Annotated in this window: 29 protein-coding genes; 17 read left to right on the top strand and 12 right to left on the bottom strand. The window is 32.6% G+C overall.

Going from position 1 to position 26,866, the window contains the following annotated elements:
* Nucleotides 1–4: 4 nt before the first annotated feature.
* The 14 genes from OJ995_RS12435 to OJ995_RS12370 all read left to right on the top strand — a co-directional run bounded on the left by OJ995_RS12435 (nt 5) and on the right by OJ995_RS12370 (nt 11,668).
* A complete protein-coding gene (locus OJ995_RS12435) occupies nt 5–958 on the top strand; it encodes a DUF438 domain-containing protein (RefSeq protein WP_432419333.1) in 954 nt (317 codons plus the stop codon).
* Nucleotides 959–972: 14 nt separating this feature from the next.
* Nucleotides 973–1,635: a carbonic anhydrase gene (locus OJ995_RS12430; RefSeq protein ID WP_264369724.1), complete on the top strand. Its 663-nt coding sequence runs from the start codon at nt 973–975 to the stop codon at nt 1,633–1,635.
* Nucleotides 1,632–2,201 (top strand): cytochrome c oxidase subunit 3, encoded by a 570-nt coding sequence (locus OJ995_RS12425; protein WP_264369723.1) that lies wholly within the window; start codon nt 1,632–1,634, stop codon nt 2,199–2,201. Before OJ995_RS12430 ends, OJ995_RS12425 begins: the two co-directional genes overlap by 4 nt.
* 10 nt (nt 2,202–2,211) lie before the next feature.
* The gene (locus OJ995_RS12420; RefSeq protein ID WP_264369722.1) at nt 2,212–2,451 is read left to right on the top strand and encodes a cytochrome C oxidase subunit IV family protein; all 240 of its coding nucleotides are present in this window, start codon (nt 2,212–2,214) and stop codon (nt 2,449–2,451) included.
* 120 nt (nt 2,452–2,571) lie between these two features.
* Nucleotides 2,572–4,362, top strand: a complete 1,791-nt coding sequence (locus OJ995_RS12415) for a hypothetical protein (protein WP_264369721.1) — start codon at nt 2,572–2,574, stop codon at nt 4,360–4,362.
* A 167-nt stretch (nt 4,363–4,529) separates the two neighbouring features.
* Nucleotides 4,530–5,012, top strand: coding sequence for a c-type cytochrome (locus OJ995_RS12410; RefSeq protein ID WP_264369720.1), 483 nt, complete (start codon nt 4,530–4,532; stop codon nt 5,010–5,012).
* A gap of 61 nt (nt 5,013–5,073) precedes the next feature.
* A complete protein-coding gene (nosZ, locus tag OJ995_RS12405) occupies nt 5,074–7,053 on the top strand; it encodes a Sec-dependent nitrous-oxide reductase (RefSeq protein ID WP_264369719.1) in 1,980 nt (659 codons plus the stop codon).
* Between the two features lie 53 nt (nt 7,054–7,106).
* Nucleotides 7,107–7,691: a hypothetical protein gene (locus OJ995_RS12400; RefSeq protein WP_264369718.1), complete on the top strand. Its 585-nt coding sequence runs from the start codon at nt 7,107–7,109 to the stop codon at nt 7,689–7,691.
* An 11-nt stretch (nt 7,692–7,702) separates the two neighbouring features.
* Nucleotides 7,703–8,128 carry a nitrous oxide reductase accessory protein NosL gene (locus tag OJ995_RS12395; RefSeq protein WP_264369717.1) on the top strand — a complete coding sequence of 142 codons (426 nt, stop codon included), beginning with the start codon at nt 7,703–7,705 and terminating at the stop codon, nt 8,126–8,128.
* Nucleotides 8,128–9,360 (top strand): nitrous oxide reductase family maturation protein NosD, encoded by a 1,233-nt coding sequence (locus tag OJ995_RS12390; protein WP_264369716.1) that lies wholly within the window; start codon nt 8,128–8,130, stop codon nt 9,358–9,360. Before OJ995_RS12395 ends, OJ995_RS12390 begins: the two co-directional genes overlap by 1 nt.
* Nucleotides 9,357–10,079, top strand: a complete 723-nt coding sequence (locus tag OJ995_RS12385; protein ID WP_264369715.1) for an ABC transporter ATP-binding protein — start codon at nt 9,357–9,359, stop codon at nt 10,077–10,079. Before OJ995_RS12390 ends, OJ995_RS12385 begins: the two co-directional genes overlap by 4 nt.
* Nucleotides 10,063–10,830, top strand: a complete 768-nt coding sequence (locus tag OJ995_RS12380) for an ABC transporter permease (protein ID WP_264369714.1) — start codon at nt 10,063–10,065, stop codon at nt 10,828–10,830. Before OJ995_RS12385 ends, OJ995_RS12380 begins: the two co-directional genes overlap by 17 nt.
* Before the next feature lie 23 nt (nt 10,831–10,853).
* Nucleotides 10,854–11,225: a group III truncated hemoglobin gene (locus tag OJ995_RS12375; protein ID WP_264369713.1), complete on the top strand. Its 372-nt coding sequence runs from the start codon at nt 10,854–10,856 to the stop codon at nt 11,223–11,225.
* Complete coding sequence (locus tag OJ995_RS12370) at nt 11,225–11,668, top strand: copper resistance protein CopD (RefSeq protein WP_264369712.1); 444 nt, start codon at nt 11,225–11,227, stop codon at nt 11,666–11,668. Before OJ995_RS12375 ends, OJ995_RS12370 begins: the two co-directional genes overlap by 1 nt.
* 68 nt (nt 11,669–11,736) lie before the next feature.
* Here OJ995_RS12370 and OJ995_RS12365 read toward each other — a convergent pair whose 3' ends face one another.
* The 3 genes from OJ995_RS12365 to OJ995_RS12355 form a co-directional block, all read right to left on the bottom strand.
* Nucleotides 11,737–12,291, bottom strand: coding sequence for a fasciclin domain-containing protein (locus tag OJ995_RS12365; RefSeq protein ID WP_264369711.1), 555 nt, complete (start codon nt 12,289–12,291; stop codon nt 11,737–11,739).
* Between the two features lie 86 nt (nt 12,292–12,377).
* Nucleotides 12,378–13,547, bottom strand: coding sequence for a hypothetical protein (locus OJ995_RS12360; RefSeq protein WP_264369710.1), 1,170 nt, complete (start codon nt 13,545–13,547; stop codon nt 12,378–12,380).
* Nucleotides 13,548–13,594: 47 nt separating this feature from the next.
* The gene (locus tag OJ995_RS12355; RefSeq protein WP_264369709.1) at nt 13,595–14,182 is read right to left on the bottom strand and encodes a Crp/Fnr family transcriptional regulator; all 588 of its coding nucleotides are present in this window, start codon (nt 14,180–14,182) and stop codon (nt 13,595–13,597) included.
* A 121-nt stretch (nt 14,183–14,303) separates the two neighbouring features.
* Here OJ995_RS12355 and OJ995_RS12350 point away from each other — a divergent pair, with 121 nt between their 5' ends.
* The 3 genes from OJ995_RS12350 to OJ995_RS12340 all read left to right on the top strand — a co-directional run bounded on the left by OJ995_RS12350 (nt 14,304) and on the right by OJ995_RS12340 (nt 17,689).
* The gene (locus OJ995_RS12350; RefSeq protein WP_264369708.1) at nt 14,304–14,678 is read left to right on the top strand and encodes a hypothetical protein; all 375 of its coding nucleotides are present in this window, start codon (nt 14,304–14,306) and stop codon (nt 14,676–14,678) included.
* Nucleotides 14,679–14,794: 116 nt separating this feature from the next.
* Nucleotides 14,795–15,640 (top strand): hypothetical protein, encoded by an 846-nt coding sequence (locus tag OJ995_RS12345; RefSeq protein WP_264369707.1) that lies wholly within the window; start codon nt 14,795–14,797, stop codon nt 15,638–15,640.
* A 63-nt stretch (nt 15,641–15,703) separates the two neighbouring features.
* Nucleotides 15,704–17,689: a TonB-dependent receptor plug domain-containing protein gene (locus OJ995_RS12340; protein WP_264369706.1), complete on the top strand. Its 1,986-nt coding sequence runs from the start codon at nt 15,704–15,706 to the stop codon at nt 17,687–17,689.
* 35 nt (nt 17,690–17,724) lie between these two features.
* On the opposite strand, the gene OJ995_RS12335 is transcribed toward OJ995_RS12340, so the two are convergent.
* The 9 genes from OJ995_RS12335 to OJ995_RS12295 form a co-directional block, all read right to left on the bottom strand.
* The gene (locus OJ995_RS12335; RefSeq protein WP_264369705.1) at nt 17,725–18,162 is read right to left on the bottom strand and encodes an RrF2 family transcriptional regulator; all 438 of its coding nucleotides are present in this window, start codon (nt 18,160–18,162) and stop codon (nt 17,725–17,727) included.
* A gap of 95 nt (nt 18,163–18,257) precedes the next feature.
* Nucleotides 18,258–19,583 (bottom strand): cbb3-type cytochrome c oxidase subunit I, encoded by a 1,326-nt coding sequence (locus tag OJ995_RS12330; RefSeq protein WP_264369704.1) that lies wholly within the window; start codon nt 19,581–19,583, stop codon nt 18,258–18,260.
* Nucleotides 19,580–20,011, bottom strand: a complete 432-nt coding sequence (locus OJ995_RS12325) for a c-type cytochrome (protein WP_264369703.1) — start codon at nt 20,009–20,011, stop codon at nt 19,580–19,582. The genes OJ995_RS12330 and OJ995_RS12325 overlap by 4 nt, the downstream gene beginning before the upstream one ends.
* Nucleotides 20,011–21,534: an L-aspartate oxidase gene (gene nadB, locus OJ995_RS12320; protein WP_264369702.1), complete on the bottom strand. Its 1,524-nt coding sequence runs from the start codon at nt 21,532–21,534 to the stop codon at nt 20,011–20,013. Before nadB ends, OJ995_RS12325 begins: the two co-directional genes overlap by 1 nt.
* Nucleotides 21,535–21,540: 6 nt before the next feature.
* The gene (nadA, locus tag OJ995_RS12315; protein ID WP_264369701.1) at nt 21,541–22,476 is read right to left on the bottom strand and encodes a quinolinate synthase NadA; all 936 of its coding nucleotides are present in this window, start codon (nt 22,474–22,476) and stop codon (nt 21,541–21,543) included.
* A gap of 36 nt (nt 22,477–22,512) precedes the next feature.
* On the bottom strand, nt 22,513–22,947 hold the full coding sequence (locus tag OJ995_RS12310; RefSeq protein ID WP_264369700.1) for an RrF2 family transcriptional regulator: 435 nt from the start codon (nt 22,945–22,947) through the stop codon (nt 22,513–22,515).
* 33 nt (nt 22,948–22,980) lie between these two features.
* Nucleotides 22,981–23,703, bottom strand: a complete 723-nt coding sequence (locus OJ995_RS12305) for an anaerobic ribonucleoside-triphosphate reductase activating protein (protein ID WP_264369699.1) — start codon at nt 23,701–23,703, stop codon at nt 22,981–22,983.
* Entirely contained in the window at nt 23,660–23,824 is a 165-nt protein-coding gene (gene nrdD, locus OJ995_RS12300) for an anaerobic ribonucleoside-triphosphate reductase (protein ID WP_111567273.1), read from the bottom strand. Before nrdD ends, OJ995_RS12305 begins: the two co-directional genes overlap by 44 nt.
* Nucleotides 23,805–25,922 carry a ribonucleoside triphosphate reductase gene (locus OJ995_RS12295; RefSeq protein ID WP_264369698.1) on the bottom strand — a complete coding sequence of 706 codons (2,118 nt, stop codon included), beginning with the start codon at nt 25,920–25,922 and terminating at the stop codon, nt 23,805–23,807. The genes nrdD and OJ995_RS12295 overlap by 20 nt, the downstream gene beginning before the upstream one ends.
* Nucleotides 25,923–26,866 lie beyond the last annotated feature (944 nt).

The raw sequence follows: 26,866 nt of genomic DNA, 5'->3' as shown, positions 1-26,866 counted from the left end.
AGAAATACATACAAACGTGATTGAAGGACATCCCATTCATACTTATTTCGAAGAAACCGATTTAATACATCAATTATTAGAAGAATTAAATACCATTAATCCAAAAGAAGAATTTCAGAAATTCTATAATGTCTTTAATCATTTAGCAACAGTTGAAAAACGTTTTGAACGAAAAGAAAATCAATTATTTCCGTTTTTAGAGCAAAAAGGTTGGACAGGACCATCGCGTAATATGTGGTCGTTTCACGATACGATAAGAGAAATGTTTCGCATTGTTAGAAAAAATTTAGAAGAACAAGATTTTACTTCAGCCAAACACAATACCAATTTAATAACTCAAAGTTTATATCGCTTATTGGATGTAGAAGAAAATGTGTTGTTTCCAAATGCGTTGGATTTATTATCAGAAGAAGATTGGATTAAAATGCGAAAAGGAGAAGAAGAAATTGGTTGGATGTTATCAGAAGTGCCACCAAAATTCCCAAAAGAATCGGAATACATTCATCCATCACAAGATACAGAACGCAGAACAGATGTTGTTTTTGACGAAAAAGCAGCACATTATGATGAAGGTTACATGACGGTTGAACAAGTAAACTTGCTTTTCAAAACCTTGCCAATCGATTTAACTTATGTAGATGAAAACGATAAAGTAATTTTCTACAATCGAGGTGAAGAACGTGTGTTTCCAAGAAGTGCTGGAATTATTGGCAGGGAAGTTCGTTTTTGTCATCCACCGAAAAGTGTCGATACCGTTTTACAAATTTTAGAAGCCTTTAGAAAAGGAGAAAAAAATGAAGCGTTCTTCTGGATAAATTATAAAGAACGTCTGATTTATATTCGCTATTTCGCAGTTAGAGATAAACAAAAAAAATACAAAGGCGTAATCGAAATGTCACAAGACATCACCGAAATCAAGCAAATTGATGGCGAAAAACGATTGTTAGAATGGAAATAATTAATTAGAAAATTATGAGAATTATAGGTGCCATTTTATTCAGCATTTTTATCCTTTTTATTTTTTCTTGTGAAACAATAGAACATCATCATGTACCTAAAACAGCGGATGAAGCATTAAAAGAATTGATAGAAGGAAACAAGCGATTTGTAAACAATAAATTGATGCATCATGATTTTATTGATGAAGCACACCATTCAGAAAAAGACCAACATCCGCACACTTTTGTGTTGTCTTGTATCGATTCGCGTGTACCGCCCGAAATTGTTTTTGATCAAGGAATTGGAAATTTATTTGTAGCGCGTGTTGCTGGAAATATCGAAGACGACAATATTTTAGGAAGCATGGAATATGCTGTTCAGGTAAAAGGAACCAAATTATTGGTTGTGTTAGGACATTCCAATTGTGGTGCGGTTCAAGGAGCAATTGATAATGTGAATTTGGGACATCTTACGCAGTTAACCAATCAAATTAAAGTCGCTTTTAGCCATCACAGAACGTATCCATTACCAGAACATTTATCCAATGAAGCAGGACGATTAAACGTACTTTCAACCATAGATCATATTTTGTCATCAAGTCAAATTATTAGAGAATTGGTCAACAAGAAAAAAATCAAAATAGTAGGAACTTTTTACGATTTACACACTGGAAAAGTCGAATTATTACAATCATGAACAATACAAAATCAATATATTATCCACCAGGAGGCATTTTAATCTGGATAATCATTTATCTAGAACTCATCACTTTTGGAATGGCCATTTTAGCTTTGGCTTATTACGGTTCAGAAGAACGTGAATTGTTTCACAATGGTAGTTTAAAACTGAATAAAACAATTGGAACTATAAATACGATTCTATTGTTAACCAGTGGATTTTTTGTAGCCAAAGGAATTCATTTTTTTAAAGCATCCAATGTTAAAAAAACAGTATCCTATTTCAATTGGGCAATGGTTGGAGGTTTCGGATTTCTAGTTTTAAAATCAATCGAATATTATGAAAAATTAGCTGTTGGTTTAGATATGGATTACAATTCGTTTTTTACTTTTTATTGGTTGTTAACGGGTTTTCATTTTATACATGTTATCGTGGGATTAGTAATTTTAATAGCAATTACACTTTCCATCAGAAAAAAACAAACAGAAGCATCCTTTGAAGATATCGAAGCCAGTGCCAGTTTTTGGCACATGTGCGATTTAATTTGGTTGCTTTTATTCCCAGTACTTTATTTACTTTTTTAAATGATAGATTATGAAAGACACTATTTCTTCTACGTTTATTTTGTTGTTAGCACTTACCGTAATCGCAGCTTTTTTAGCATTAAATGTAAGTGCAGAAATTATGGCAATAACAGTTGTAAGTTTAGCTTTAATTAAGTTTTGGTTGGTGGCTTTTCAGTTTATGGAATTAAAAAAAGCGCATCCTTTTTGGAAATATTTGATATTAGGTTTTGGTGGTTTAATGGGAATCATTTTAGTGATTTTACTCTAAACTCTTCCAATTTTCAAAGCATGATAATAATCATATATTAATCTGAAGGATTGTACTTTATTTGTCAATATTTATTTCGTTAAGAAATAAATCGAACTCAAAAATAACCAAGAAAACAATATGACTTTACAAAAAAACGTACACACTTTTCACATTCCCGTTATGGGATTGGCTTTCACTATTGATAGTCCAATGCGAGTGGCGCAATACGGAATTGATTCTGTAATTTCTATTATGGATGACGATTTGATTGAAAAAATGACTGCTTTTTATGCTGAAAAATTCAAGCAACCTTATGAAGAAATCTCGCAAAAAGTAGATGATTTTAGAGCTAAAAGAATTACAAATTATTTGAATTTACTCGATACAGTTGTCACTCAAAAGTTCGAAGCATTCAAATTGGAATTGATTGAAAAAATAACGCAATTAGAAGATTTTATCGCCATTTTGCCAACAACTTCGGAATTAAAAATCAAATTAGAACATTTAATAGATTCAGGAAAAAACAATATGATGGAATTGAAAACGATTCTTGACCATCATTTTGCACCAGGAAGTATCGATGTAAATATCATGACGAAAATTGACAAGGATAATTTTAGTGATGACGAACAATTGCCTCTAATTTACAACGATGCTCATGCCGCTTTGAGAGGTTTTGTAAATAGTATAACAAATTCATCGGTAGTTTTTTCTGCTGGAATGAATCCAAGATTGTACAGTTACATGGAAACTTTCGATGCTTTTTATCCAAATGCAAACGGACAATTTCAAAAGAAAATCATTTTGAAAGTGAGCGATTTTCGTTCGGCGATGATTCAAGGAAATTTTCTAGCTAAAAAAGGACTTTGGGTTTCTGAATACCGAATCGAATCAGGTTTAAACTGTGGCGGACATGCATTTGCAACCGACGGATTTTTATTAGGTCCAATTCTAGAAGAATTCAAAAACAAGAAAGAGGAATTGATTCAATCGGCCTATTCACTATTTACAAATGCTTTAGCGTCAAAGAATAAAATAGTTCCAAACGAACCACCGATTTTAAAAATCACAGTTCAAGGAGGAGTTGGAACAGCAGAAGAACATCAGTTTTTATTAGATTATTATCAAGTGGATGCAGTAGGTTGGGGTTCTCCATTTCTTTTAGTTCCAGAAGCTACTTCAGTTGATATAGAAACTAGAAAGTTATTAGCGGAGGCAAAAGAAGAAGATTTGTATTTGAGTAACATTTCGCCTCTAGGAGTTCCGTTCAATACCATCAAAGGAACAACCAATGACTTTTTTAAAAGCCAACGTATTGCGTCTGGAAAAGCCGGAAGTTCGTGTCCTAAGAAATATTTAGCATTAAGTAAAGAATATAAAAAAGAAGGAAGTTGTACCGCATCTAAAAAACATCAAGACAAGAAAATAGAAGAATTGGAATTAAAACGCAATAGCATTTCCTTCGAAGCTTACATAAAAGAATACAATTCAATCACAGAAAAATCATGTTTATGTGTGGGATTAGCAAATGCTAGTCATATCGAATTAGGTATTCCAATTAAAGGTCAAGCACAAGGAGTAGTGGTTTGTCCTGGACCAAATATTGCTTATTTTTCTAGAGAATTTTCTTTAAAAGAGATGATTCAACACATTTACGGAAAAAAAGAAATCGAAAATCATACCGAAAGACCAAATATGTTCGTAAAAGAATTGGGATTATATGTTTCTTATTTCTTAAACCAAATTAATCAAACTTTAGAAATAACTCCTCAACAAATAAAAAAATGGGAAACATTTAAAGCGAATCTTTTAAATGGAATTGAATATTACAAATCAGTTTTTCAAGAAGATAACTCAAAAATTCAAAATGATATTACCAAATTAGAATCGCAATTAAACAAATTAGAATTCAATACAATTTCAATTTAAAAGATAATTACTTAATACTGAGGGGTATTTAATTTTTATAAACAGCCTTTTTTTGTTCAACAATTGTTAATAATAAAGATAAAAATATCCTTTTTTATGATTGTAATCATACTTTTAAAGCGCTCAATTTCAGAAATTTGTAGTAATAATTTTAATATTAAAATATCATGAACAAATCAATTTTACTTGTTTTATCTCTTGCTTTAGCTGTAGCATGCGGTAAAAAAGAAGCATCTGCTGAGGATAATTATCAACCTGCTGGAGGTGAAGCAACAACAGAAGCAGCCGCTGATCCGGCTTCGTATGATCCAAAACGTGGCGAAGGAAAATACGACACTGTTGAATTAGGCGCAACATTAGACCAAGCAATGGCTTCTAAAGGGGAAGAAGTTGCTGGTGTAAAATGTACATCATGTCATAAAATGACTGATGAAAAATTAGTGGGTCCAGGTTGGAAAGGAGTAACTGAAAGAAGAACACCTCAATGGATTATGAACTTTATTACTAATCCAGATCCTATGATTGACAAAGATCCTGAAGTGCAAGCACAATTGGAAATTTGTTTGGTTCGTATGCCTAATCAAGGTATTTCAGACGATGAAGCTAGAGGAATTCTAGAGTATATGCGTAAAAATGACGGTGTAAAATAAACGTAAAAAGGTATTGTGTTAAGTGAAAGTAATGCGATACCTTAATTTAACTACATATATCATGAAAAATAAATTTGTACAGGCAATTTTAGTAATTGCCTTGGGAAGTGCGTTTGTGACTTCTTGTAAGCCAAAAAGCTCAGGAGATGCTGTAAGTGGCGACGCTGCTGAGAAAGCGTATGTTGCACCAGGAAAATACGATGAGTTTTACAATTTCGTTTCAGGTGGTTTTAGTGGACAATTAAGTGTTTACGGATTACCAAGCGGACGTTTATTCAGAGTTATTCCTGTATTTTCGGTTGACCCAGAAAAAGGTTGGGGATACAGCGAAGAAACAAAACCAATGTTAAACACTTCTCACGGATTTGTACCTTGGGACGATTTACACCACACCGAAATGTCTCAAACTAACGGTGAAGTTGATGGTCGTTGGGTTTTTGGGAATGCTAACAATACCCCACGTATTGCTAGAATTGATTTAAAAACATTTAAAACGGCTGAAATTATCGAGCTTCCAAACAGTGGAGGTAATCACTCTTCTCCATTCATTACTGAAAATACAGAATATGTGGTAGCGGGTACTCGTTTTAGTGTTCCTGCCGATTATTCTAATGGAGATGTTCCAATCAATACTTATAAAGAGAATTACAAAGGACATATCAGTTTTGTAAGTGTTGATAAAAAATCGGGAGAAATGGATTTGGCTTTCCAAATTGTAACTCCTGGTGTAAATTTTGACCTTTCGCATGCTGGTAAAGGAAAATCTCACGGATGGTTCTTTTTCTCTTGCTACAATACAGAACAAGCCAACACATTGTTAGAAGTAAATGCTTCTCAAAAAGATAAAGACTTTATCATGGCTGTGAACTGGAAAAAAGCAGAAGAGTACATCAAAGCTGGAAAAGGTAAAAAACAGAAAGTGAAATATGCGCACAACACTTGGGATGAGCATACACACTCTGCAAAATCTGTTATGAAAGATGAAGTATTGGTTTTAGATGCTTCTGAATTAAAAGATATTTGTTATATGATTCCTTGTCCAAAATCACCTCACGGTTGTGACGTTGACCCAACAGGAGAATTCATCGTAGGTTCTGGTAAATTAGCAGCTTTAATTCCTGTATTTAGTTTTGATAAATTACAATCTGCCATCAAAGGGAAAAAATTTGAAGGCGACTATGGAGGAATTCCAGTTGTGAAATACGAAGCAGCTTTACATGGTGAAGTTCAAAAACCAGGTTTAGGTCCATTACACACAGAATTTGACGGAAAAGGAAATGCTTATACGACTTTCTTCGTTTCTTCTGAAGTTGTGAAATGGGATATCAAAACGTTAAAAGTATTAGACCGCGTTGCAACTTATTACTCAGTAGGTCACTTATGTATTCCTGGTGGAGATAGTAAAAAACCATTTGGTAAATACTTAGTAGCGTACAACAAAATTACTAAAGACCGTTATTTACCAACAGGTCCTGAGTTAGCGCAATCAGCACAAATATTTGATATTAGTGGCGATAAAATGAAGCTGATTTTAGATTTCCCAACCATTGGAGAGCCTCACTACGCACAAGCAGCTCCGGCAGATTTAATTCGAAACAATGGTCAGTTGAAATTCTATAAATTAGATGATAACAAACATCCATACGCTGCAAAAGGTGAAAAAGAAGCAAAAGTAGTTAGAGAAGGAAATAAAGTTCATGTGTACATGACCTCTATCCGATCTCACTTTGCTCCTGATAACATTGAAGGCGTTTTCTTAGGTGATGAAGTATATTTCCACATAACCAACTTAGAACAAGATTGGGATGTACCTCACGGATTTGCTGTGAAAGGTGCTAATAATGGTGAATTATTAATCATGCCTGGAGAAACTACTACATTAAAATGGATTCCAGACAGAGTAGGAACGTTTCCATTCTACTGTACCGACTTCTGTAGTGCGTTACACCAAGAAATGCAAGGATACATTAGAGTATCTCCAAAAGGTTCAAATGTTCCATTACAATTTAGTTTAGGAACAAACGTACCAGCAACAAAATAAATTTTTAACAAAAGGGGCAAAGTAACTTTTGTCCCTTTTTTAAACTCAATTTTATGGAAACTACAAAACTTGCTTTAGTTTCAAAAATCATTTTATTTATTATTGCAGGATTGTTTATAGGTTCTTTATTCGTTCCTATGTGGCAAATCGATTTAGATGCGCCTCAATATCCTGAAGGTTTGGTACTAAAATTACACGCTAATAAAATTGGTGGCGATGTAGAAATCATAAACGGTTTAAATCACTACATAGGAATGGCAACTTTGCACACCGAGAATTTTATCGAATTTAAAATTTTGCCATACATAATTGGTGCTTTTTCACTTATTTCGTTAGCTTTAATTTTTATCAATAATAGAAAATTCGTATTAGCATTTTTCGGAACCTTTATACTTTTCGTTATCTTAGCAGGAGTAGATTTTTATCGATGGAATTACGAATACGGACACAATTTAGATCCTAATGCAGCTATTAAAGTACCTGGAATGGCCTATCAACCACCGTTAATTGGATACAAACAACTATTGAATTTTGGAGCCTACTCGATTCCTGATATTGGTGGATGGATGTTAATTGGTGCAGGTGTAATGCTATTTTACATTGTATTTAAAGAATTCAATTTATTCAAAAGAAAATAAACCATTTAGTTATGAAGAAGATTGTACTTTTATTTTCGTCGATTTTTATGATTTCGTGTGTTTCAAACGAACCAAATCCTATTAAACTTAATGTTGATACTTGCGAATTTTGCAAAATGACCATTTCAAACGGAAAATTTGGTGCCGAATTATTGACTAAAAAAGGACGCTATTACAAGTTTGATGATTTGTCTTGCATGTTATTATACGCAAAAGAAAATGCGAATGTACAAGTACAATCTTTTTTTGTTAACGATTACGCAAAAGACAATACTTTAATTCCAGCCGAACAGAGTTTTTACTTACGTGGAGGTTCTATAAATTCTCCCATGCGAGGTAATTTTGCAGCGTTTGCATCCGATAAAGACCAAGATAATTTTCAAAAACAACTTAATGCCAAAATGTTAACTTGGGAACAAGTTTTCACAATGTATTAATGAAAAAAATTAGTTTCATAGTATTCCTTTTGTTTTTTTCAATTGGGAAAGCAGCTACTATCCAGGTAGGTGCTAACTTTTCAGTTAAGAAAATCAAGCAAGCCCTTGCATTAGCAAAAGATGGCGATACGATTATTGTACATTTTGGTGTTTATAAAGAGGGAACGATTTTGATCAATAAAAAGATTCATTTCGTTGGTAAAAACTTCCCTGTTTTAGATGGTCAGAATAAAAATGAAGTAGTGTCAATTAACGCTGATGATGTGGTGGTAAAAGGATTTAAAGTAATTAATTCAGGTTATGCCGCTTTAAATGATCCTTGTGGAATACGAGTTTATGATAAAAATAACGTACTTATTCAAGGAAATATTTTAGATAATAACTTCTTCGGAATTTACCTTCAAAACAGTACTAATTGTATTGTTAAGAATAATGTAATCAAAGCATATGGTAAGGCAGAGCAATTGATTGGAAACGGAATACATTGCTGGAAAAGTACTAATCTGCAAATTATTGGAAACAAAATTACGGGGCACCGAGACGGTATTTATTTCGAATTTGTAACGCAATCTGTAATTTGGAGAAACATTGCGAACAACAACATACGTTACGGATTACATTTTATGTTTTCTAATGATGATGCTTACATAACCAATGTTTTCAAGAACAATGGAGCAGGAGTAGCCGTAATGTTTACTAAAAACGTAAAAATGTTTAATAACTATTTCGAGGAAAATTGGGGCGATTCAGCTTACGGATTATTACTAAAAGAAATCTCGGATAGTTATATTTTCAATAATCGTTTTGCACGAAATACTTCTGGAATTTATATGGAAGGAACGTCTCGCATCAAAGTGGAGAAAAACATTTTCGAATCGAATGGTTGGGGAATGAAAATCCAAGCCAGTTGCATGGAAAACGAGATCGTAAACAATAATTTCTTAAAAAACACTTTCGATATTAGTACCAATGGAAGTTTGGTTTTAAATACGTTCAATGCTAATTATTGGGATAAATATGAAGGTTACGATTTGGACAAAGATGGAATGGGAGATGTTCCTTATCATCCGTTAAGCTTATTTGCTGTTCTTACCGAAAATACGCCTTCTGCTATGTTATTATATAGGAGTTTTATGATAACGCTTTTAGATAAATCCGAAAAAGTATTGCCCAGTATAACACCTGATAATTTTATAGATAATAAGCCTTTAATGAAGTCACTGCCGCTATGATTGAAATAAAAGAATTAAACAAAAAATTTGGAAAATTTGAAGTTTTAAAGAACATCAATCTTTCTTGTAAAAAAGGAGAGTGTATCGCTTTAATTGGTCCTAATGGTTGTGGAAAAACCACTTTGATAAAAGCGGTTTTAGGAATGGTGTTACCAGATTCGGGTACGATTCATTTCAACGGAAACTCTGTTTTAGGTGAGTATTTGTATCGCGAAAAAATTGGCTACATGCCTCAAATTGGAAGATATCCAGATAATATGACGATTGGTCAAATTATCGAAATGATAAAAAAGATTCGTAATTCAGCGGATGATTTGGATGAAGATTTGTTGCACGCTTTCGAATTAGAGAAAATGTTTGACAAGCAAATGCGAACTTTATCCGGAGGAACCACGCAAAAAGTAAGTGCTGTTTTAGCATTTCTTTTTAATCCAGATGTACTGATTTTGGACGAACCAACTGCTGGTTTAGATCCGTTAGCGGCTGAGGTTTTAAAAGAAAAAATTATCAAAGAGAAAGAAAAAGGAAAATTGATTTTGATTACATCTCATTTACTAAGTGAATTAGACGATTTAATTACAGAAATCATCTTTATGCAAGAAGGAAAAGTGCATTTTCATCAAAAAGTAGAAGAGTTAAAAGCGAATACAGGAGAAGGAAAAATCTCAAAAGCGATTGCCAAAATTTTAAAGAACAAACAAAATGAACCGAATAATTAAAATCATATTATCCGACATCATCCGAAACAAGATTGTTTTAGCTTACACGCTGATTTTGTCAATTTTATCTTGGAGTTCTTTTGAGTTGGAAGATAATTCTGCAAAAGGATTATTGACTATCTTAAACGTAATTTTATTTACAGTTCCATTGGTTTCAATATTATTCGCGACTATTTATTTGTACAACAGTGCTGAGTTTATTGAGCTTTTGCTAAGTCAACCTATAAAAAGAAGAAAAATTTGGTTGAGTTTGTTTTTCGGACTTTCATCGGCAATGGTTTTTGCTTTTTTTATTGGAGCAGGGATTCCATTATTGATTAATTCTCCAGATAGTATCGGTTTTATGATGTTGCTCAATGGATGTCTAATTTCGGTCATATTTGTTGCTTTGGCTTTTTTGAGTTCAATTTTAACCCGAGATAAAGCAAAAGGAATTGGTTTAGCGATAATGATTTGGTTGTATTTCGCACTATTATTTGACGGAATGGTATTGTTTTTATTGTTTCAATTAGCCGAATATCCAATTGAAAACATGATGGTAGGTATTACCGCTTTTAGTCCGATAGATTTGGCTCGAATTCAAATTTTATTGCATCTAGATGTTTCAGCAATGATGGGGTACACGGGCGCTATATTTAAAGATTTCTTTGGTACATCCATTGGCTTAATTGTTTCTTTTGGATTGTTGAGTTTATGGGCAATTATTCCGTTCTTCATTTCGATGCGAAAATTCAACAAGAAAGACTTGTAATTTCTATATAATCAAATTACAAAATGAAAACAGATATTAGAAATAGAAAAGATATTGAACTTTTAGTCGATACCTTTTATGATAAAATCAAAACCGATGCAGTTATCGGTTTTCTGTTTACCGAAGTTGCCCAGGTAAATTGGGAAACTCATTTACCCAGAATGTACGATTTTTGGGAAAACATCCTTTTCTACACTGGAAATTACAACGGAAGTCCCATGCAAGTACATAAAGATTTACATAGTAAATGTCCAATGAAACCCGAACATTTTGAACATTGGGTAATTTTATTTACTAAAACAGTTGATGAATTATTTGAAGGAGAAAAAGCTACTGAAATAAAAGAAAGAGCACTTAATATTGCTAATGTAATTATGTATAAAACCTTAGGTTAATGTATCATCATTTCTTATTAATTATCCATTTATTAGCTGCAACCGTTTGGATTGGAGGACATCTTATTTTGGCTTTTCGTTATTTACCTGAAGCCATCAAAACCAAAAATTTAGAAAAATTAAAAGCTTTCAAAAATAAGTTTGAACCTATCGGAATGCCTTCTTTAATTACGCTTGTGATTACTGGAATTTTAATGGCCTACGATTATGATGTTACCATTACCAAATGGTTTTCCTTCTCAAACGGAATTGAAAAAGTAATTTCCATCAAACTTATTTTGTTTATTACTTCGTTAACATTAGCCATTTCGGCCCAACTTTTTATTTTTCCAAAGCTTACCCCAAAAAGATATTATTATGTTTCGATTCTTATCATAGTTGTAACTTTGATTGCCATATCGATGTTGGTTTTAGGTTCTTTAATTCGATTAGGAGGCATATAAAATAAAAAGCGTAAACTGTTGAAGTCTACGCTTTTTACCTTTATAAAAGATGAATTAATAATTGTTTCTTATTTTGGAAGTAAAACGTCGCCAATTACGTGGATAATTCCATTTGATGTTTCAATGGATGCCACAATTTCGGAACCGTTTACGAATGTTTTTCCGTCTTTTTTAGTGATTTTTACTTTTCCACCATATACCATGTCAAATTCTTGACCGTCTTGCATGTATTCTGTTTTTAATGAACCTACATAAGTGTGATAGCCTAAAATGTTTTCTAAATCTCCTTTTTTCTCAGGTTTTAATAATCCTTCTACGGTTCCAGCAGGTAATTTATCAAATGCGGCGTTAGTTGGTGCAAATACAGTAAATGGTCCAGCATTACTTAAAGAAGTTACTAATCCTGCAGCTTTTACTGCTGTAACCAATGTTGTGTGATCTTTACTTCCAATTGCAGTTTGTACAATGTTTGGGTTTGATGTTGCATCTACTACATTTTCTTGTCCGCCAGATGATACTTCTGTAGTTTCAGATGTTGCTTCTGATGCCGTTTCTTCGCCTTGTTTACATCCAAAGGTGATTAGTAAACTTGCTAATAATAAAGTTTTAATGGAATTTTTCATAATGTACAATGTGTAAAAATTTATATACACAAAGTACTTGATTATCTGAAGATTATTTTATGAGTTGAATCATAAAAAATACTTTTTTATCTTTTTTTTGAATAAAAAGTTGTCCATAAAATACTTGCATAAAGAAGTATGGCAATCCCAAATAAACTCTCGTTTATGAAAGGAATTAAAGTGTAGCTTAATGATGCAACTCCTTGAATTCCTAAAACTACTTCATTAAAAATAACTCCAAGACTAAATAAAATCAGTCCTAAAATGGTTTTTTTATTTATTGCTACAAAATCATTTGCATAAACGTAAAATAGAAGAAATAGCGAAATGATAGCTAATAAAATCAAATGCAAATAAGCAATCACAATTGGTCGAAAACCAAAAGCTAATTCACTTATTGCGGGGACGGTTGAACCTAATTGCAATAAAAATTTTACGCTTAAAGCCAAACTGATAAAAACAATTAAATATTTTAAATATTCTGGAAGATTAACAAAGATAGTTTTGTTCTCTTTAACAATAGTTTTCAATAGTAAATACCAAACAATTACTTGAACAACAGCAGAAATGGCAGTTATACTATAAATCCAAAGAGGTAAATCTAACCAAAGCGTAGATAGAAAATAGCCCGCAATACACGACCAAAATAAAAGTATAAACGATTGAGAATAAATACGATTTGAACTATTTGTGACTTTTAAAAAGTCCAACAATAATCCCATACAAGCAAAGAAAAACCAGCCATTGTATTGAAAATGCAAATAATAATAAATGGAAGCCAAATACTCATTTTGATGAATGTTTTTAGTTGCCATCATGTAAGCCAAAGCAAAAGTTCCTAAAGACGAAATCACATTAAAAAATAAAGCTGCTTTGAACCATTTTATTGCTACGGAAGATTTTTCAAGTTGTTTGCAATCTTTAAAGAAAACGTAAGTAAACCAGTAAGAAATAAAAATAGAAAGGGTTGAAAAAGTAATCGAAATCGCTCCATAACCTTGTATAATAAAGGAAATCAGCATTACATAAGAGCAAATTAAATTGCCAATTAAAATAAGATTGTATTTCTTAAGTGCTATTTTGTGAAGTGTATCATGTTTTTGTAAAAAGGCAATGAGCAACGTCATTAAAGTATGCGTAACCCAACCTGCAAATGCAAAATGAGAATGCGAATGTTGTAAACTTTTTTGATCGAGAAGTGGAAATTCAAACAGAATTTTATAACGCATTAAAAGTCCTAATAATGCAACAAGCATAAGATTAAAAATCGAAAATCGAATCCAAAAAGTTGTTTTAAACGACATCAGTAATATAATTTATGATTAATAATTTCTACTTTATCCGTCTTACTCAATCTTGAAAGTTCTCTAATAACCGTTTCTACTCTTAAACCAGTAAAGTTGGCAATTTCTTGTCTTGTATATGGAACCAATTCTTTTTTAGGGCATTCTGGGTTTTTATGAGCATTTAAAAACGCTAAAATTCTAAATTCGGGTTTTTGGTTTACAATGTCTTTTGTTGTTCTTGCTTTAGTGTGAATTCGCTCCGCCATTAGATTTAAGAACTGTTTCTGAATAAAAGGATATTCATCTAAAATTTTTAAAAATTTCTCCTTTGAAATCTTTATTAGTTTCGAATCTTTAAAGGCTATTGCGGTAGAAGGATAAATTTCATCAATAAACAAAGGTGGTTCTCCAAAACTCTGACCATTTTTAAAATAGCCTTGAGTAAATTCTTTTCCTTCTTCATTTGAATTGAACATTCTTACGCAACCCTCAATGATTTGATAATAAAAATTTGCCGATTCCTCTTCATAGAAAATAATTTCATTTTTCTTGTACTCTTTGGCAATAGCTCCCCAAGTAAATAATAAATCTAAATCTATCTGCATAAAGGAGTTAAGTTTAAGGCTTTATTTTTTTTAGATAAAGCACAAATTAATCTCAATAAAATTAAACAAAATATGACTGAAATCATATTAAACGCTAATTTATTTCATGTAAATTTGTTCCATGAAGCAATTACTAGTCATACTAACACTTTTAATGTTTTTAAAGCCAATACTTCCGGTTTTAGAATACGTGGTTAATTATGATTATATTGTTAATGAACTTTGTGAAAATAAATTGAAGCCAGAACTAAAATGTAATGGTAAGTGTCATTTAACAAAAGAATTAGCAAAAGCTTCAGAAGGTAATTCTGATAATTCTTCTGATAAAAAAATAACTTTCGAGCAAACCGAAATTGTATTTTTTCAAGATATTAAACCTATAGAAATTAGACAAATTTATTTTTTAAATAAAACTTCTATTGGCAACAATTATTCTAACTTATACTTTCACATGAATGATAGTGCCTTCTTTCATCCACCTACATTTATTTCTTAATTAAATATTGATTTTTGTTAGTTCATTTTCTGAATTAACCTAATCAACTTATATCATAATTTCTCTGAAAAATTAAATTTCAGATGCAATTACAATCACTTTAATTAAAAAATACAATGAAAACTTCAATAAAATATATTGTAGCAATTTTTGCTATGGCCCTAACTTTTGTGTCTTGTTCAAACGATGATGAAACTACTGTAAATGAATTAGACGGAATTACTAAATTTAAAGAAATTACAAACGATACACATACTATTGAATTGTATTCTCACATGGGAAGTTTAGAACAAGGATACAATGAAATTAGCTTACGAATCAAAGAAAACGAAACCAATAATTATATCAAAAATGCAGAAGTGAGTTGGTCTCCACTTATGCACATGACTATGATGACACATTCATGTCCTTATTCAGCTTTAGAAAAAGTAACTGAAAACGGAACTTTATATGAAGGCTATATCATGTTCCAAATGGCTCAGAATGACACAGAATATTGGGATTTAAAGATCGATTACACAATCAATGGTGTGGATTATACTGCTACAGATGTAATTGATGTGCCAGCTTCTGCAAAACGAAAAGTAAATACATTTACGGGTTCAGATGGTGTTAAGTATTTAGTTGCTTACATTGAGCCTCATCATCCAAAAGTTGCTGTTAACGATATGAAAGTTGGTGTTTGGAAAATGCAAAACATGATGATGTTTCCAGTTGTGGATGGTTGTACTGTAAAAATCGACCCAAGAATGCCCAGTATGGGAAATCATACTTCTCCAAATAATGTTCATGCGACACAAGCTACTACTGGTGGATTATACGATGGAAAATTATCGTTGACTATGACGGGGTATTGGAAAATAAACCTACAATTAGCTAATGGAGAAGGAACTGTTTTAAAAGGAGAAGAAATAACAGAAACCGTTACTGCTAGTAGTATTTTCTTTGAAATTGAATTCTAATAATCTCATCTAAAAAAGGTCATTATCTCTTTTAGTAATGACCTTTTTTAAAAAATACTTATCATGAAAAAATTAGTAGTATTTTTTCTGTCATTTTCCTTTTATTTTTCATTCGGTCAGGAAGTAGATTCTCTAAAAACCAAAGAACTTAAAGAAGTTTTGGTGGTGGGAACAAAAGCACCATTGCATGAAAAACAAGGAAAAACACTCGCTACTTTAGACGAATTTTTGCAAAAATCAACCAAAGTAGATTTAATTAAAAGAGGTGCTTATGCCTGGGAACCTATTATTAATGGTATGGCATCCGAACGCACTGTTATAACTATTGACGGAATGCGAATTTTTGGCGCCTGTACTGATAAAATGGACCCAGTAACTTCGTATGTTGAAGTATCTAATTTATCAGAAGCTACGATTTCATCAGGACAACAAGGAAGTTGTCATGGAAATACGATTGGTGGTTCCATCGATTTAAAAAGAAGCCAACGCCAATTTACCAATGCAGGTTGGGAATTCTTCGTCAACTCAGGATATGAAACGAATAACCGTCAAAAAATCATTGGTTCAGCAATCAACTATGCCGATAGTTTGTTTTATGTAGATACCGATGTGATGTTTCGCGATGCTGAAAATTATAAAGCAGGAAATGATAAAGAAATTTATTTTTCACAGTTCAGAAAATTGAATTTATCGGCTACTTCTGGTTATCGATTGTCTCCTAATAAAAACATTGAAGCTTCAGTAATTTTTGATAGAGCTACCGATGTTGGTTATCCTGCATTACCAATGGATGTTTCTTTGGCTGAAGCTTTGATTACTTCGTTGAAATTCAATTATAAACCTAATTCAGATCAAATCGATAATTGGGAAACCAAACTCTATTTCAATACAATTACGCACACAATGGACGATACGAAACGCCCGGACGTTCCTATTCACATGGACATGCCAGGTTGGAGTGATACCTATGGTTTTTATTCTAAAATCAATGGAAAATATAAAAAACATCAATTTTTAGCTAATTTGAATTCGTTTTACAATCGTTCCGTTGCCGAAATGACGATGTATCCATCCGATCCAAACGAAAACTTAATGTTTATGTACACTTGGCCAGATGTTCGTACGTTGTATTCTGGAATTTATTTGGAAGATAATTACGAAATCAATTGCCATTCTAATTTGAAATTTACTACGAATTTAGGGTTTCATAATAACAACGTTGCGAGTGATTTCGGCTTGCAAAGTTTACAGATTTTTTATCCAGAAATGGAAGCTTCAAAATCTCGATTTCTAAAAAGTGTTTCCACTAATTATTTCTACAACAAAGACGGAATTTCTTATGGATTCGGAATGGGGTATGGAGAACGTGCTCCATCAGTTTCAGAAGGATATGGTTTTTATTTATTTAACAGCTTTGACGGATTTGATTACATAGGAAACCCCAACTTAAAAAACGAAAAATCTTTAGAAGTGAATGCCAATATTGGTTTCAAAAATGCGAAATGGCAAACTAAAATATCAGCATCGTATTTTCACATTTACGATTATATCATCGGAATTCCTGATGCTTCGGTAGCGCCTATGACTATTGCTGCCAATGGAATAAAAGTCTATACCGCTTTAGATTATGCTACTATTTTATCTTCTGATTTTACGGTAAGTTATCAATTATCAGATTTCTGGATTTGGAAAGGACAATTTGTCTACAACTTAGGTAATGATAATGAGAGTAATGGATTGCCTTTTATGAGTCCGTTTAACTACATGACTTCTTTAGGATTTAGACCAGGAAAATTTACCTCTGAAATAATTTTAAAAGGGAATGCCACACAAACCGAATACAATACTTTTTATGGAGAAGACAAAACGCCTGATTATGTGATATTGAACACTAACTTTGGTTACAAATTTACTTTTGATAAAGCTAAATTAGTACTCAACACAGGTGTTGAAAACGTTTTCGATTCCAATTATACTACCTACACCGATTGGAAAAATCTTCCAAGAATGGGACGAAATATCTTTATAAATTTGATGTTTCAGTTTTAAAATTTACTGCTTTTTAGAAGAATTGGTTTTACAAATCACAACGACTTTAAGAAAGTTTCCCCTGATTTGATGCCTAAAGCTAATTCTTCTAAATTAGTGGTTTCTAACATGTGAGCCAGTTCATTTCTTATACTTTTAAATTTATCATGTACTGGACAAGGATGCGTTTCTGAACATTGTGATAAACCTAATCCACAACCATGAAAAACAGCATCACCATCAATTGCGTTAACAATTTCAACTAAAAAAGTTGTAGCAATCCGTTTTTTTGGAATATAAAATCCGCCATTAACACCTTTAACAGAATCAATAATTCCAGCTTTAACCAATATTTGTAGAATTTTGGCCGTAAAAGCTTGTGGTGAATCAATTTCTTTAGAGATATCAACAAAACCTACTTTTTTTTCTTCTAAAGAATGTTTGGCAATAAATATGGTAGCTTTTATAGCATAATTACATGATTTTGAAAACATAATCGGTTGTTAATTATAAAATTAAGTGCCAAATATACAATGTAATTAGTATTAATAGGATGATTTTTATCATCACTTTTTCAATTAAATATTCTTTAATAAGGAAAATCGAATTTGTTTTTTTTCCAAGATTTGACAAACAAATACACGATAAAAGTTCCCATACTTAAAAATAAAATCGTTCCAAATATAATGAATAGCAATACCCAATTTCCACTAGAACTACTCATTTTGTTAAAGCTTTCATTAGCTAAACCGGCTTGCCATATCGCACGATGAATTCCCATCCCAATCAATGAACTCAGAAAAAGGAAGAGTGTACCTTGTACTACCCAAAAGGTAATGGTACCAAAGTGTTTCCATTTACTGTTATTAAAAGTAGGTTTTATGAAATAAAAGGCAGCAGCAATGATAATCATGGTGTTAATTCCAATGGTGGTTCCCATCGCATGAGCCACTGTAATGTGTGTTCCGTGTGTGAACAAGTTAATCGCGGGAATTGACATAAATAGCGCAAGTGTTAAGTTAATGGTTACCCAATAATCAGCGGCCATTAAAAAGCGGTATGGGAAGAAATAATAAAATTGCTTATTTTCTTTAATTTGTTTGCTCCATTTATAAAAAATGCGAATCAAGATAATCCATTCGGTCATACTCACGGCATAGGCAATGTAATGAATGAATTTTTCGGTTGGAAGCAAGTAAATATGATGTCCCCAATTGAACATCAAATTAAACATTCCTAAAAAATACATCGCAAATGATAGTTTTTGGTAGGACGATTTTTCGTCGCCACTAATTTTTTCCATCAAGTAAAATGCAACACCATAAATGATTTGATTTATAGCACCCACGAGCGAACCATTTACTTTCCACTGAATGGTCATATCGGCAATAAAATGCTCTCTGAAATAAGGAAAAATCCACAAATAATTTTCAATGAAAGTAAAAATAAAGAATACCAATCCGGTTAGCCACATCCAATAATATACAGGCCATTTTACTTTAAATCCAATTTGATGAATATAGAACACCAAGAAGACAATGAAAGAGATAAAAATAGGCAAAGCCCACACTGGATTGAATTCCCAATATTCTCTTCCTCCAAAATCACCTGTAAAGTAACTGTAGAAAATCCCAGTTAAAGCAATTATCCAAAGCGTAAAATGAATGTATTGTAGAAAGGTACCAAACTGTGAAGTTCTTTTTTTCTGAATGATTAAAGTTAAAAAACCTAAGCCCGCTGTTATGATGCCTAAATAGGCACTACTCACATGAAGTGGTCGAAGCGATAAAAATCCCATTACACCCGATTTTGGTTCGGTTATTCTGTAGCTTTCGGAAGCTAAATGTCCAAAAAAAAGTCCTGCTAACAATAATAACAAGGCGATTCTGATGAGCCAAATTCCAATATTTCTCATTTCTTTTCTAAGCTAAAAGTTCCTAGTATTTCAGGCTGATAATCCTGTGGATTTGAAGTTCCCGATTGATCTACATTTTTTAAAAATTGCAAAAGCGCGTTCATTTCCTCTTCCGATATTTCAAAGGCTGGCATTTGCTTAACACCTGATTTTACTATTGCTCTAATGTAATATTCGTTATTGCCACTTCTGGAATATACATTCGTTAAATCGGGACCCAAATAACCGCCTAAACCATACAATTGATGACAAGTATGACAGTTGTGTTTCTGCCAAACCAATCTACCTTCGGCTACTAAATTAAGTTCTTTTTCAGAATAAGGACTTGGACTAAAAAGTGGAATAGCATAAATCCAAACACTAAACGCTATGAAACAAACGAAAAGCACCAAAAAAATGCGTTTTGGATGGGCAAATAGGTTCAGCATTACGAAATAGTTTTTTCTTTTTTAACCGATTTTACGCGGTATCTTTTGGGTAAACAATCTTTTAAAATGATTTCTGCGGTTTGAATTAGATTATAAGTTTCACATAAAAAAGGATGTGAATTATAATTTTTGAATTTCATTTTGAAGCGTTTGCTCATCTCGGTGACCATTTCATATACTTTTTCAGTGTTTTTGGTATTGGCATACAAAGAATCGTATTTCATGAAATGTTGCAGTTGGTTTTTAAATTGCAAAACTTCGTCATGATGAATGTTTTTATAACGAATAGGGATAATTTCAACCTTATTCATTTTAATAGTATCCATTAGAGAAATCAAATGATTAGCCGAATCATGCGCATAAACAATCGCTTCCAATAGTGAATTAGAAGCCAATCGGTTCGAGCCATGAAGTCCCGTGTGCGAACATTCTCCAATGGCGAACAATTGTTTGATAGAAGTAGCTCCCATTTCATTCACCACAATTCCGCCACATTGATAATGCGCAGCTGGAGTTATCGGAATTAAATCTTTGGAAACATCAATACCATTTTCAAAACAATAATTATAAACCTTTGGGAATTTCGTTTTGAAAGTTTCTATCTGTAAATGTCTTACATCGAGCCAAACGTGTTTAGAATGTTCTTTCTTCATTTCGTCAGAAATGGCTTTCGAAACAATATCTCGAGTTGCTAATTCACCATCAGGATGATATTCGAAAACAAAACGCTCCATTTTATGATTTAAAATATGAGCTCCAAATCCTCGAATCGCTTCGGTAATTAAGAACGCCTGACTTTTATTAGGTTCGTAAAGCGCTGTGGGATGAAATTGAATATGTTTCATTTTTTCCAATTTAGCGCCCGCTCGATATGCCATCGCCACACCATCTCCAGTAGAAACAAATGGATTAGAAGTAACGCTAAACACTTGTCCAGATCCACCGGTTGCTAAAACAGTTGCTTTTGCTACGATGGAAGTCACTTCACTTTTTTCATCAAATCCAATGATTCCGATGCATTTTTGATTATCTAGCAAAACATCTGTGGCAAAAAAAGAAGTTCTTATGGTGACATTCGCCAAATTTTGAACGACTTGAATCAACTTGGTTTCAATTTCTAATCCTGTTTTGTCTTTGTGATGTACAATACGATTTTGAGAATGGCCGCCTTCTAATCCTAAATCCAATTCGCCTGAATTATTCTTATCTAATTCCACGCCCCATTGAATCAATTCTTGCAATCGGGCAGGAGCTTCTGTAATCACATGTTCGACTACTTTTTTATCGCAAATGCCTTTTCCTGCAAGTAAGGTGTCTTGAATATGTTGTTGGTAACTGTCTTTGATAAAGTCGTGTACTACGGCAATTCCGCCTTGAGCGTAATAGGTATTGCACTCGTCAATGGAAGTTTTGCTAAGTAAGGTGATTTGTAGGTTTGGATTTTGTTCACTGAGATATTTCGCTAGAGATAATCCTGCTAATCCTGTGCCTACTATTAATATATCTGTTTCTAAATTTTGCATGATGTTTTAGTTTAGCGCTAACATTCTTTGAATAGGAAGTAAAGCTTTTTCGATGATTTCGTTATCCAAATGTACTTCTGGACTTTCATCTTGTAAACATTGATAGAGTTTTTCTAAGGTGTTGACTTTCATAAACGCACACTCACTGCACGCACACGTATTGTCTTCTTTTGAAGGCGCTGGAATTAATGTTTTGGTTGGATTATCCAATTGCATTTGGTGTAAAATTCCCGCTTCTGTGGCTACGATAAAAGTGTCATTCGAACTAGTTTTTACATGATTCAACATGCCTGATGTCGAACCAATGTAGTGTGCTACTTTTAAAATATGCGTTTCCGATTCAGGATGAGAAATGATGGTAGCGGTTGGATGTTTTTTATATAAGTCGATTAATTTTTCTAAAGAGAATGCTTCGTGAACAATGCAAGAACCTTCCCATAAAACCATATTTCTTCCAGTTTCAGCAATTAAATATTCACCTAAATTTTTATCAGGAGCAAACACAATGGGTTGGTCTTCTGGAATGGAAGCAATCACTTTTTTAGCATTGGAAGAAGTACAAACTATATCGGTTAAAGTTTTCACTTCAGCTGTGCAATTGATGTATGTTACAACGGTATGATTTGGATATTTTTCTAGAAAAGCTTTGAATTCATCGGGTGTACATCCATCGGCAAGCGAACAACCTGCTTTTACATCAGGAACGATTACTTTTTTATTAGGATTGACAATTTTAGCTGTTTCTGCCATAAAATACACTCCTGCAAAAACAATAATATTAGCATCAACTTGAGATGCTTTTCTTGATAATTCTAGACTATCACCTACAAAATCCGCTATTTCTTGGATAGCTTCTTCTTGATAATAATGGGCTAGAATAACTGCATTTTTCGCTTTTTTTAATGCAAGAATCTTTTCTTTTAAATCCGTAATCGTTTTCATTAAAGGATATTTTTATCTTTTATATAAACAAATTTTTTAAAGCTTAAGAAAAGTCTCTCCAGCGTTGAATTCACTAATTAAATCCAATAGAGACGTTTCTTTCAATGTTTTTTTTAAATTTTCACGTAATGGTTTATATTTATGATGAAATGGACAAGGTTGTTTGTCGGAACAATCGTGAAGTCCTAAACTGCATCGGTCAAATAAGTCATTTCCGTCGATAGCTTTTACCAGCTGGTCTAATTTTATTTGTTTTAATTGTGCTTTTTCAATTTCAAATCCACCACCATTTCCTTTAATCGATTTTATGATGTCGGCTTTTACTAATCGCTGCAATATTTTAGCTGTAAAAGGTTCTGGCGATTCAATTTTTCTGGCAATATCCCGAATACCACAACGTTTACCTGCTGACGATTCTGAGGCAATGTAAATTGTAGCTCGTATAGCATATTCACAGGTTTTCGAAAACATATTTAAAATTTACACAAAGTTAGGGATTTTAAATCATCGAAATATGATTTTGGTCATATTCTGATGAATATCCTTTTCCGAAATAGATTGCGAATCGGGGAGTGGTGCAATGGTGTTTTGATAGTTTCTAAAGTTTTGAATGAAATAGGTTTTATCGTAACCTAATTCTACTAAAACGTTTTGCATCGAAGCAATATCATCAGGATTTAGTAAAGAAGAATGATACGTAGTACGAATTTCAAACGGAATAGAACTATTCTGAAGTAATTCAAAGCAAGAAATGAATTGTGAATAAAAATCCGATTTTGTAATAGCAAAAAATTTCTCTTTGGTGCCTTTAAAATCCAAAGCTACATAATCAATAAGCTGTTCTTTAATTAGTTTTTCAAGTACTTTAGGCTGACTTCCATTGGTATCCACTTTGATTAAAAACCCTAAACTTTTGACTAATTTGATAAATGGAATAATGTCTTTATGAATCAAACATTCGCCACCACTAAAAACTACGGCATCCAACAGATTTCTTCTAGATTTTAAAAACGAAATGATTTCGGAAAAGTAAAACATGCCTTTTCCGAAAACTATTTCTGGATTGTAACAATAATCACATTTCATATTACACCCTGCAAACCATAAGATACAAGCCGATTTATCAGGATAATCTAATAGGGTGAAGGGTGTAAAACTATGAATGGCTTTTTTGTTTAGAAAATCAAGATTTACATTCTCTAAAATGGGTACGTTGTTTGTGTTCACCTTTTTTTCCAATATTAAAACTTTCTACGGGTCTGTGATAGCCCATTACTCGTGTGTAAACCAAACATTTGGTTCTCTTTTCATTGTGTTGAAGCAAGGCTTCAGTGGTTTGTGTTTGCATAAGATGTTGTTTTTAAGGTTGCTAATAATTCTTCATCGCATTTAGGACAATATTCGTGTTCGCCATTTAAATAGCCGTGTTTAGGACAAACGCTAAAAACTGGAGTTACCGTGATGTAAGGCAATTTGAAATTGGTAATTACTTTTTTAACAAAATTGCGACACGCTTCTACCGAACTCAATTTTTCATTCATATATAGATGTAAAACCGTTCCTCCTGTGTACTGACATTGTAAATTGTCTTGTAATAACAAAGCTTCAAACGGATCTTCGGTGTAATCTACAGGGAGTTGCGAACTATTTGTATAATAAATATTTTCGCCTTCTCCCGCTTGAATAATATCGTAATAGCGTTTTTTATCTTCTTTGGCAAAACGATATGTAGTGCCTTCTGCTGGAGTCGCTTCTAAGTTGTATAAATTGCCTGTTTCTTCTTGATAAGCTCTCATTTTGGTTCGGATGTGTTCCAAAATTTCAGTTGCGAATACCATTCCGTTATCCGAAACAATGTCTTCTTTTCCGTCGGTGAAGTTTTGAATCATCTCGTTAATTCCGTTCACACCAATTGTAGAAAAGTGATTTCTGAAATGTGGCAAATAACGTTTGGTATAGGGAAACAAACCTCTATCATACATTTCCTGAATGAAAACGCGTTTTTTCTCTAAAGTTGCTTTCGAAATTTCTAACAAACGATCTAAATCGGAATATAATTTGGCATTATTGCCTTTGTTTAGATAACCTAATCTTGCCATGTTGATTGTTACTACACCAATACTTCCCGTCATTTCAGCACTCCCGAATAAACCGTTGCCTCTTTTTAATAATTCACGTAAATCGAGTTGTAGGCGACAGCACATACTTCGTACGGCATTCGGTTTATAGGCATTTGGATTTTCAACTTTATTTCCGTTTTCGTCATAGGTATATTGACTTCCGATAAAATTCTGGAAATAAGACGAACCGATTTTAGCTGTATTTTCGAAAAGAATATCTGTGTTTTCTCCGTACCAATCAAACTCTTCAGTAATATTAACCGTTGGAATAGGGAAGGTGAAGGGTTGTCCATGCGCATCGCCTTCAGTCATAACGGTATAATACGCTTTATTGATGAGATTCATTTCTTTTTGAAAATGTTCGTAACGCATTTCAATTACATCTGAAACGCCTCTTTCTTGTGCTCTTTGTATAAAGTCATCATTGTTAATTCCCTTGAATAGATGTTGTTCGTTTCGTGTTGGAATTTGCTCTTTTAAATCGTCTGGAACTACCCAATCCAAAGTAATATTCGTAAACGGCGATTGTCCCCATCGTGCTGGAACATTCAAATTGTAAACGAAACTTCGAATCGCTTTTAAAACATCTTCATACGCTAAATTATCTTTGAAAACATAAGGAGCCAAATACGTATCAAAAGAACTAAAAGCCTGAGCACCTGCCCATTCGCTTTGTAAAATCCCAAGGAAATTTGCCATTTGCCCTAAAGCTTCTCTAAAATGACTTGGTGGTCTGCTTTCTACTCTGCCACGAACACCGTTAAAACCTTCATTTAATAAAACACGTAAACTCCAACCCGCACAATAACCGGTTAAGCAATCTAAGTCGTGAATGTGAATATCGCCATTTCGATGTGCGTAGCCTTCTTCTTTCGAATAGACTTTGTCTAACCAATAATTTGCAATGATTTTTCCAGCAACATTATTCACTAAACCTGCGTTGGAATACGAAGTATTGGCGTTGGCATTGATGCGCCAATCGGTTTGGTTGGTGTATTCTTCTATGGTTTGGGTACTATCAACATAAGTGGTGTCATCATTCAAGCCTAATACGTGTTCGCGTTGAAGTTTTCGAGTATGACGGAACAACATGAAAGAACGCATTACTTCATAATGTCCATATTCGTAAAGTGTTTTTTCAATTTTATCTTGAATATCTTCAACTGCCCAAGTGTCTTGATGAGACAACAATTGGAACACCGTTTCAATAACTTTTAGATTTAAAGTTTCGCTTACACTGGCAAAAGCTTTTGTAATGGCTTCTTCTATTTTGAAAGGTTCAAAGGGTAAATACGTGCCATTTCGTTTGATTACAAATTTGTCCATATTACAGAATTTTATTGTGGTATGGAGCAAATTTAGATATTAAAAAGACTTTTTAGTCTTGTTTGAATAAATAGTAATCAACAATTTAATTGTAATTATTGTTAATAAGTTGTCGAATAAAATGTTTTGTTATGTTTTTAATTTGTAAAAAAAAATATAGAAAACGTAGAAGCAGGTTTAGATAGTTTCAGAGCAATAATTGCGAGTTTGAAAGGTTTATGACCTATGAATTATAAAGAAAAACTAGTGTCTTCATAGGTGAGATACTAGTTTTTTTGTTTTTAATAAAGATCATTTTGATCAAAACTTTACATAGGTTATAGATGTGCAATTATCTATATTATTCCGAATTAATATGTTTTAAAACGTATTAATTTTAGTAGGCTGTTTTTTAAACTTAATCATGATCTATGTTATCTATTTTAACCTATAATATATCTATTAAATTCTATCTTCAGACCTATTTTTTTAACTATTTCTTTGACCTATACTTATCTATTTTTCGATAGATAAATTATCTATTTTCATTCACTTTTGAATCTACTTTTTTAATTATTCCTTTGATCTATTTTTTGACCTATAGTATATCTATAAAATCACATTTTTAGACCTACATCTTTCAACTATTTTTTTGACCTATATTTATCTACTCTTCGATAGATTATTTATCTATTTTACATTTATTTTCGAACTTAATTTTTCAATTATTTCTTTGATTTATTTTTGACCTATTCTTATATACTTTTCGATAGATTAATTATCTATATTTCATTCACTTTCGAATCTACTTTTTCAATTATTCCTTTAATCTATTTTTGATCTATCCTTATCTACTTTTCCATAGATTCATTATCTATTTTACATTCAATTTCTAATCTATATTTTCAATTATTTATCTTCGACCTATTCTTATCTACTTTTCGATAGATTCTTATCTATTAGTT

Origin of the sequence: Flavobacterium lacisediminis (assembly GCF_025909975.1) — a bacterium.
GTDB lineage: Bacteria > Bacteroidota > Bacteroidia > Flavobacteriales > Flavobacteriaceae > Flavobacterium > Flavobacterium lacisediminis.
This window is presented reverse-complemented; position numbering and strand designations above follow the sequence as displayed.

Bases quoted from the DNA above. Each gene is read 5' to 3' on its own strand.
- OJ995_RS12425 (WP_264369723.1), top strand. From the start codon at position 1,632: ATGAACAATACAAAATCAATATATTATCCACCAGGAGGCATTTTAATC.
- OJ995_RS12395 (WP_264369717.1), top strand. From the start codon at position 7,703: ATGAAGAAGATTGTACTTTTATTTTCGTCGATTTTTATGATTTCGTGT.
- OJ995_RS12340 (WP_264369706.1), top strand. From the start codon at position 15,704: ATGAAAAAATTAGTAGTATTTTTTCTGTCATTTTCCTTTTATTTTTCA.
- OJ995_RS12375 (WP_264369713.1), top strand. From the start codon at position 10,854: ATGAAAACAGATATTAGAAATAGAAAAGATATTGAACTTTTAGTCGAT.
- OJ995_RS12385 (WP_264369715.1), top strand. From the start codon at position 9,357: ATGATTGAAATAAAAGAATTAAACAAAAAATTTGGAAAATTTGAAGTT.
- OJ995_RS12325 (WP_264369703.1), bottom strand. From the start codon at position 20,011: ATGCTGAACCTATTTGCCCATCCAAAACGCATTTTTTTGGTGCTTTTC.
- OJ995_RS12420 (WP_264369722.1), top strand. From the start codon at position 2,212: ATGAAAGACACTATTTCTTCTACGTTTATTTTGTTGTTAGCACTTACC.
- OJ995_RS12430 (WP_264369724.1), top strand. From the start codon at position 973: ATGAGAATTATAGGTGCCATTTTATTCAGCATTTTTATCCTTTTTATT.
- OJ995_RS12350 (WP_264369708.1), top strand. From the start codon at position 14,304: ATGAAGCAATTACTAGTCATACTAACACTTTTAATGTTTTTAAAGCCA.
- OJ995_RS12360 (WP_264369710.1), bottom strand. From the start codon at position 13,547: ATGCTTGTTGCATTATTAGGACTTTTAATGCGTTATAAAATTCTGTTT.
- OJ995_RS12370 (WP_264369712.1), top strand. From the start codon at position 11,225: ATGTATCATCATTTCTTATTAATTATCCATTTATTAGCTGCAACCGTT.
- OJ995_RS12330 (WP_264369704.1), bottom strand. From the start codon at position 19,583: ATGAGAAATATTGGAATTTGGCTCATCAGAATCGCCTTGTTATTATTG.
- OJ995_RS12355 (WP_264369709.1), bottom strand. From the start codon at position 14,182: ATGCAGATAGATTTAGATTTATTATTTACTTGGGGAGCTATTGCCAAA.
- OJ995_RS12365 (WP_264369711.1), bottom strand. From the start codon at position 12,291: ATGAAAAATTCCATTAAAACTTTATTATTAGCAAGTTTACTAATCACC.
- OJ995_RS12380 (WP_264369714.1), top strand. From the start codon at position 10,063: ATGAACCGAATAATTAAAATCATATTATCCGACATCATCCGAAACAAG.
- nadB (WP_264369702.1), bottom strand. From the start codon at position 21,534: ATGCAAAATTTAGAAACAGATATATTAATAGTAGGCACAGGATTAGCA.
- OJ995_RS12400 (WP_264369718.1), top strand. From the start codon at position 7,107: ATGGAAACTACAAAACTTGCTTTAGTTTCAAAAATCATTTTATTTATT.
- nrdD (WP_111567273.1), bottom strand. From the start codon at position 23,824: ATGCAAACACAAACCACTGAAGCCTTGCTTCAACACAATGAAAAGAGA.
- nadA (WP_264369701.1), bottom strand. From the start codon at position 22,476: ATGAAAACGATTACGGATTTAAAAGAAAAGATTCTTGCATTAAAAAAA.
- OJ995_RS12310 (WP_264369700.1), bottom strand. From the start codon at position 22,947: ATGTTTTCGAAAACCTGTGAATATGCTATACGAGCTACAATTTACATT.
- OJ995_RS12345 (WP_264369707.1), top strand. From the start codon at position 14,795: ATGAAAACTTCAATAAAATATATTGTAGCAATTTTTGCTATGGCCCTA.
- OJ995_RS12335 (WP_264369705.1), bottom strand. From the start codon at position 18,162: ATGTTTTCAAAATCATGTAATTATGCTATAAAAGCTACCATATTTATT.
- OJ995_RS12390 (WP_264369716.1), top strand. From the start codon at position 8,128: ATGAAAAAAATTAGTTTCATAGTATTCCTTTTGTTTTTTTCAATTGGG.
- OJ995_RS12410 (WP_264369720.1), top strand. From the start codon at position 4,530: ATGAACAAATCAATTTTACTTGTTTTATCTCTTGCTTTAGCTGTAGCA.
- OJ995_RS12295 (WP_264369698.1), bottom strand. From the start codon at position 25,922: ATGGACAAATTTGTAATCAAACGAAATGGCACGTATTTACCCTTTGAA.
- nosZ (WP_264369719.1), top strand. From the start codon at position 5,074: ATGAAAAATAAATTTGTACAGGCAATTTTAGTAATTGCCTTGGGAAGT.
- OJ995_RS12415 (WP_264369721.1), top strand. From the start codon at position 2,572: ATGACTTTACAAAAAAACGTACACACTTTTCACATTCCCGTTATGGGA.